Raw genomic sequence first — 6,772 nt, forward strand, 5'->3', positions numbered from 1 at the left:
CCTGACGCCGATCAGAGCCGGTCAACCCAATCGCTATCGACGCGCCAGCGGCGATGCACCCAGATCTTCCGTCCGGGGGTGCACGACCACGCTGGAACCGGAACCGACCACCCCGACGCCACCGCGCTGGAACCCCAACGCCTCGAAATACCGCCGAACCAGAACCTCGACCACCAACGGATGAGCCCCCACGGGCTCAGCCACAACCTCAGCCCCACACCCCGCCAACGACGAGTGAAAGACCCCAGGCGCCAACAACCACGAAGCCACCACGACCCGTCCGGAGAACCGGGCCACGACATCAGCAACCCGAGGCACGGCAGTGGCCACGAACCCGACCCCGGCAGCCCCCAACAACCGAGCAGCCGCCTGAACATCAGCCAATGCCCGAGCATCGGAAGACCCGGCCGCGGCCAGCACAACGGAGTCCCCGGCCCGAACCCCGGCCTCGACCAACCGCTCCCGCACAGCGGGAACGGCATCCACCCCGAGAGGCGGAGTTACCACCACCCCAGGCCGAGACCCGATCTGCGCGGGGATGTCCACCCGGACGTGATACCCAGCCGCCAGGAACACCGGCACCACAACACAGGGACCGTCCACAACAGACCGAACATCGGGCTGCAGAACGTCCGCATAAGCAACGACAACCGGAACATCCACAGACGCGGCGACCATCGAAGCGATGGAAGAACACACCGCGACCCCACGAGGATCACGGGTCCCGTGGAACGCCAGAACAAGCTTCACGCAGGCTCCATCGCTAGCCGGTAACCACGCTTGACCACGGTGCACACCATCTGCGGCGACCCGAGAGCGGTCCGCAGCCGCCCGATGGCGGTCTCCACCGCGTGCTCCTCGCCGCCGGACGGCAGGGCGGCCAGCAGCTCCTGCCGGGACACCACCCGTCCCCGCGCGGCCACCAGCGACCGCAGCACGGCCATCGGAGCCGGAGCGACGGGCCGGAGCTCGCCGTCGATGACCACGGCGGCGGCGCGCATCTCCATCTCCCGGGACGCGATCCGCAACCGCGTGGCACGGGCGGGCAGCTCGACCGCCAGTTCCCGCACCATCGACCCGATCCGCGACCGGACCGGCTGCACCACGGGGATTCCGGCGGCCACCAGCGGTCCGGCGGTGATGGCTCCGACGCCGACCACGAGGACGTTGCGGCGCAACGCCTCCACGAGTTCCGCGCGCCGGGGGCCGGCGGTGCGCAGCACCGAGGCCGCGGCCGGTGCGCTGGTGAACGTCAGGGCGTCGACCTGGCCGCCGAGCACCGAGTCGATGAGCGACTCCAACGGGCGGATGTCCGCGGGCGGCTCCCAGCGGTAGACCGGGATCTCCACGACGTCGGCGCCGGCGGCGGCGAGGGTGTTCACGAAGTCCGGTAGCGGTTCCCCGTGCAACTGCACGGCCACCCGCTTGCCGGCGACGCCCATGCGCAGCAGGTACTGCAACAGTTCTGCGTTCGACTCCGACGACGGCGACCACGTCTCCACGAGGCCGGCGGCACGGACCGCCCCCTTGGCCTTCGGACCGCGGGGCAGCACCACGGCCGACGACAGGGCGCGGTGCAGGCGGTTCGCCAGGCCCCATCCCTCGGCGGCCTCGAACCAGCCGCGGAAGCCGATCGCGGTCGTGGCGACGACGACGTCCACCGGTGAGGCCAGCAACGCCGACGTGGCCTCGTGCAGGGACGCGTCGTCGGGCAGCGGCACGATGCGCAGGGCCGGGCCGTGCAGCACGGAGGCGCCCTTGCGTTCCAGCAGGGCGATGAGCTCGTCGGCGCGGCGGGCCGCGGTGACGCCGATCGTGAAGCCCGCCAGCGGTGCCGTCATGTCAGCTCCACGACGCCGTCGCGCACGCGCACCCGGTGCACCGCCACGGACACCGACGGCTCGTCCAGGCACTTGCCGGTCGCCAGCTCGAAGGCCTGCTTGTAGACCGGCGACACCACGACCGGGACGCCGCCGCGGTCGCCCACGATGCCGCGGGACAGGACCGCGGCGCCGCTGAACGGGTCGACGTTGTCCAGCGCGTGCAGCGAGCCGTCGGCGGTCAGGAACACCGCCACCTGCGAGCCGTCGGGGAGCAGGGCCGCCACGCCCTGCTCGGGCCTCAGCACGTCGAAGTCACAGACGATCACCTGGCGACCTCCGGGATGCCCAGGGAGACGGGGACGCGCTGACCACGTTCAGCGCGGAACGAGATCGAGGGGTCCGGGGTGCCGGGCGCGTTGACGAACGACGTGAACCGCGCCAGCTTCTCCGGGTCCTCCAGCACGCCGCGCCACTCGTCGGCGTAGTCGGAGACGTGCGACTCCATCGCCGCCTCCAGCTCGGCGCAGATGCCGAGCTTGTCCTCCACCACGACCTCGCGCAGGTGGTCGAGCCCGCCGTCGAGCCCTTCCAGCCACACGGACGTGCGCTGGAGCCGGTCCGCCGTGCGGATGTAGAACATCAGGAACCGGTCGATGATCCGGATCAGCTCCTCAGTGTCCACATCGGACACCAGCAGGTCGGCGTGCCGCGGGGTGAAGCCGCCGTTGCCGCCCACGTAGAGGTTCCAGCCGTTCTCGGTGGCGATCACGCCGAAGTCCTTGCTCCGCGCCTCGGCGCACTCCCGCGCGCAGCCGGAGACGGCCGACTTGAGCTTGTGCGGCGACCGCAGGCCCCGGTAGCGCAGCTCCAGCTCGATGGCCAGGCCGACCGAGTCCTGCACGCCGTAACGGCACCAGGTCGTGCCGACGCAGGACTTCACCGTGCGCAACGACTTCCCGTAGGCGTGCCCGGACTCGAAGCCCGCGTCGACCAGCCGGCGCCAGATGAGGGGCAGCTGGTCGACCGTCGCGCCGAACATGTCGATGCGCTGGCCGCCGGTGATCTTCGTGTAGAGCCCGTAGTCGCGGGCCACCTCGCCGATGACGATCAGCTTCTCCGGCGTGATCTCGCCGCCGGGGATGCGCGGCACGACCGAGTAGGTGCCGTTGCGCTGTAGGTTCGCCAGGAACCTGTCGTTGGTGTCCTGCAACGACACCTGCGTCTCGCCCAGGATGTGCCCGTTGCCCAGCGACGCCAGGATCGACGCCACCGCGGGCTTGCAGATGTCGCAGCCCCGCCCGCTGCCGTGCTTGGCGATCAGCTCCGAGAACGTCGTGACGCGCGTCGCGCGGACGATCTCGAACAGCTCGGCCCGCGAGTGGGTGAAGTGCTCGCACAACGCCTTGGACTGCTCGACACCGCACTCGGTCAGCAGCTTCTTCAGCATCGGCACGCACGAACCACAGCCCGTGCCGGCCTTGGTGCACGCCTTCAACTCCGCGACGTCGCACGCGACACCGGACCCGATGGCGTCGGTGATCGTCTGCTTCGTCACGGCGTGGCACGAGCAGACCTGCGCGTCCGCGGGCATCTCGACGTCGACGGCACCGCCGGGCTGCAACAACGCCGCCGGAACCTCCTTGCCCACCAACGGCCGCAGCGACAGGTACGAGGACGCGTCGCCGACCAGCACACCGCCGAGCAACGTGCGGGCGTCGTCGGACACCACGAGCTTGCTGTAGGTGCCGGCGACCGCGTTGTTCACCACGACTTCCAACGCGCCTTCGGTGACAGCGTGCGCGTCGCCGAACGACGCCACGTCCACCCCGAGCAGCTTCAGCTTCGTGGACACGTCGGCACCTGGGAACACCCGGCTGCCACCGGCGATCTGGTCTGCGACGACCTCCGCCATCGCGTAACCGGGCGCGACCAGCCCGTACGCCACGCCTTCGACGGAAGCGCACTCACCGATCGCGAACACGTGGGGGTCGGCGGTCCGGCACGTGGCGTCGACCAGGTAACCGCCGCGCGGACCGAGCTCCAACCCGAGGTCGAGGTCGGTCCGCGGCCGGATGCCGGCGCTGAACACCACGACGTCGAGGTCGAGCTCCAGCCCGTTGGCGAGCTTCGCGATCAGTCGTGTCCCGTCGCGTTCGATGGAGGACGCGGAGGTGCCGGTGTGCACGGTCAGGTCGAGCTTCTCGACCAGCCGCTTCAACAGCCCGGCGCCGCCCTCGTCGACCTGGATCGGCATCAGCCGCGGCGCCAGCTCGACGACGTGCGGCGAGACCCCCATGCCGCGCAAGGCGTTGGCGGCCTCCAGGCCGAGCAGGCCGCCGCCGAGGACCATGCCGGAGCGCCGGCCGGGGCGTGACGCCGCCTCGACGGTCGCGCGGATGTCGTCCAGGTCGTCGATCGTGCGGTAGACGTGGCAGCCGGGCAGGTCGCGGCCCGGCACCGGCGGCACGAACGGCACCGACCCGGTGGCCAGCACCAGCGCGTCATAGGAGACCTCGACGCCGGACGCGCCGACCACGACCCGGCGTTCCCGGTCCACGGACACGGCCTTCTCGCCGAGGCGGAGCTCGCACCCCGTCAACGGCGCCAGCTCCAGGTCCGCGGAACTCCAGGAGTCCACATAGGACGACAGCGCCACGCGGTCGTAGGCGGGACGGGACTCCTCGCCGAACACGACGACCCGCCACTCGGATCCTTGCAGCAGCTCGACGAGCCGGTGCCCGACCATTCCGTGTCCGACCACGACCAGCGTTCGAGTCATCGGAGTCCCTCCTCCCGCCCGAATCGTCATCGGGCGGTGTGTCGTCGCGAGGTCTGCTGTGTGTCCGCGCTGTTAAACGCCCGCGTGGGCGAGCGACGGACGGGCCGCGAACACGGTGCGCCGCAGGTAGAACCACCAGGTCGTGCCGAGGCAGAGCGCGTAGAAGACGAGGATCGCGGTCAGCGCGGGCGTCAGCGTCTTCGAGCCCTCCAGCGAGAACTTGAAGACCAGGTTGACCAGCACGCCACCGGCCGCGCCGATCGCGCCCGCGATGCCGACCACGGCCGCCGCCTGGCGCTTCGCGGACTTGTCGTCGGCGGACTGGGTGCGGAAGATCGCCGGGATCATCCGGTACGTCGAGCCGTTGCCCACGCCCGCCAGCACGAACAGCGCGATGAACGAGCCGAAGAACAGCGGGAAGCTGCGCGTGTCGACGCTGACCATGACGCCGATCGTGCCGATCGCGAGCCCGACGAACGTCCCGACCGTCACCTTCGCGCCCCCGACGCGGTCCGCGAGCCAGCCGCCGAACGGGCGGGCCACCGAGCCGATCAGCGCGCCGAGGAACGCGAGCGCGACCCAGCCCTTGTGGTCGACGAAGCTCAGCTTGATCAGCGACGGGAACGCGAACGAGTAGCCGATGAACGAGCCGAACGTGCCGATGTAGAGGAACGACATCACCCACGTGTGCTGGTTGGACAACGCGAGCTTGTACGACTGACCGTCCGGCTTGGCCTGCGTGAGGCTGTCCATGAAGAACCACGCGAGCACCGTCGCGAGCACGATGAACGGCATCCAGATCAGCGCCGCGTAGGCGAGGTGGATCCCGGTGCCGATGGTGATGACGAACGGCACGATCAGCTGCGTGACCGCGACGCCGAGGTTGCCGCCGGCCGCGTTCATGCCCAGGGCCAGACCCTTCTTGCCCTCCGGGTAGAAGAACGAGATGTTCGCCATCGACGACGAGAAGTTGCCGCCGCCCAGGCCCATCGCGGCCGAGGTGAGCAGGAAGAACCAGTACGGCGTGCCCGGCGTCGACACCGCGTAGGCGAGCATCGCGCACGGGATCAGCAGCAGCCCGGCGCTGATCGTCGTCCACAGCCGGCCACCGAACCTCGGCACGGCGAACGTGTAGGGCACCCGCAGCAGCGAGCCGACCAGGTTGGGCACGATCAGCAGCCAGAACTGCTCGCCCACGCTGAAGTCGAACCCGACGGAGCCGAGGCTCACCACCACGATGCTCATCAGCACCCACACGCTGAACCCGAGGTTCTCGGCGAAGATGCTCAAAGCCAGGTTCTTGCGGGCGATCCGCTTGCCGGTGGACTCCCAGAACTCGGGCTTCTCCGGCTCCCAGTGGTCGATCCAGCTCATGAACTTTCCTCCGCGGGGTCGGCGACTGCGCATCAACCTAGGAACCGGGCATTACCAGGGAGTTCTGCCCTGTGACGGCGACGGCAACTCCGCCGCACATCACGCCGGCTGCGGCTGTGAGGCCCCGAGCCAGTCGAGCAGCCCGCACACCGCGTCCTTGCAGCCACCGCACCCGGTGGTCGCCCGGGTGGCCTCCGCGAGCTGCGGCAACGACTCCGCGCCCGCACGCCAGGCCGACACGATCTGTCCTTTGGAGACGGTGTTGCACCGGCAGATCACCGCACTGGACGGCAGGTCGGCGGGTGACGCGGCCTCGGCGGGGAGGGCGCGGCCGAGCAACAACGCCAGGCGGTCGGTCGGTGCGGGGATCCCCCGGTCGTAGAGCTGGGTGATCGTGGCGGCCGCGTCCGGTGCGCCGATCACGATCGCGCCCGCCACCCGGTCGTCGCGCAGCACGAGCTTCGCGTACCGGCCGCGCGAGGGTTCCTGGAAGCACAGGACTTCCGAGTCCGGGCAGTCGACGTCGGTGTGCACGTCACCCAGCGCCGCGAGGTCGACGTCGCGCGCCTTCAACCGCGTGACGACGGACGTGCCCCGGTAACGGGCGGCGGGGTTCGCGCCGGTCAGGCGGTCGGCGAGCACGGCCGCCTGGTCCCACGCCGGTTGCACGAGACCGGAGACGGTGCCGGGGTGCTGCGCGCAGTCGCCGATGGCGTGGATGCGCGGGTCGTCGGTGCGCAACGCGTCGTCGACCACGATCCCGCGGTCGACCGCCAGTCCCGCCTCGACGGCCAGG

At 70.3% G+C, this 6,772-nt stretch carries 6 protein-coding genes; all 6 read right to left on the reverse strand.

Annotated features, from left to right (window positions below; translation table 11 throughout):
* Positions 1-33 precede the first annotated feature (33 nt).
* Positions 34-795 carry a sirohydrochlorin chelatase gene (locus tag VF330_RS09960; protein ID WP_330851234.1) on the reverse strand — a complete coding sequence of 254 codons (762 nt, stop codon included), beginning with the start codon at positions 793-795 and terminating at the stop codon, positions 34-36.
* Positions 747-1,841, reverse strand: coding sequence for a uroporphyrinogen-III synthase (locus tag VF330_RS09965; RefSeq protein ID WP_330851235.1), 1,095 nt, complete (start codon positions 1,839-1,841; stop codon positions 747-749). The genes VF330_RS09960 and VF330_RS09965 overlap by 49 nt, the downstream gene beginning before the upstream one ends.
* Entirely contained in the window at positions 1,838-2,149 is a 312-nt protein-coding gene (gene nirD, locus VF330_RS09970; RefSeq protein ID WP_330851236.1) for a nitrite reductase small subunit NirD, read from the reverse strand. The genes VF330_RS09965 and nirD overlap by 4 nt, the downstream gene beginning before the upstream one ends.
* Positions 2,146-4,602 carry a nitrite reductase large subunit NirB gene (gene nirB, locus VF330_RS09975; protein ID WP_330851237.1) on the reverse strand — a complete coding sequence of 819 codons (2,457 nt, stop codon included), beginning with the start codon at positions 4,600-4,602 and terminating at the stop codon, positions 2,146-2,148. Before nirB ends, nirD begins: the two co-directional genes overlap by 4 nt.
* A gap of 72 nt (positions 4,603-4,674) precedes the next feature.
* Positions 4,675-5,976 (reverse strand): nitrate/nitrite transporter, encoded by a 1,302-nt coding sequence (locus VF330_RS09980; protein ID WP_330851238.1) that lies wholly within the window; start codon positions 5,974-5,976, stop codon positions 4,675-4,677.
* A 99-nt stretch (positions 5,977-6,075) separates the two neighbouring features.
* Positions 6,076-6,772 (reverse strand): (2Fe-2S)-binding protein (locus tag VF330_RS09985; protein WP_330851239.1); only part of this gene is annotated, 697 nt, incomplete at its 5' end.

This window comes from Lentzea sp., from assembly GCF_036380075.1.
Classification (GTDB): Bacteria; Actinomycetota; Actinomycetes; order Mycobacteriales; family Pseudonocardiaceae; genus Lentzea.

What these genes read in the sequence shown, in the direction of transcription:
- VF330_RS09965 (WP_330851235.1), bottom strand. Translation starts at nt 1,841, where the DNA reads ATGACGGCACCGCTGGCGGGCTTCACGATCGGCGTCACCGCGGCCCGC.
- nirB (WP_330851237.1), bottom strand. Translation starts at nt 4,602, where the DNA reads ATGACTCGAACGCTGGTCGTGGTCGGACACGGAATGGTCGGGCACCGG.
- VF330_RS09980 (WP_330851238.1), bottom strand. Translation starts at nt 5,976, where the DNA reads ATGAGCTGGATCGACCACTGGGAGCCGGAGAAGCCCGAGTTCTGGGAG.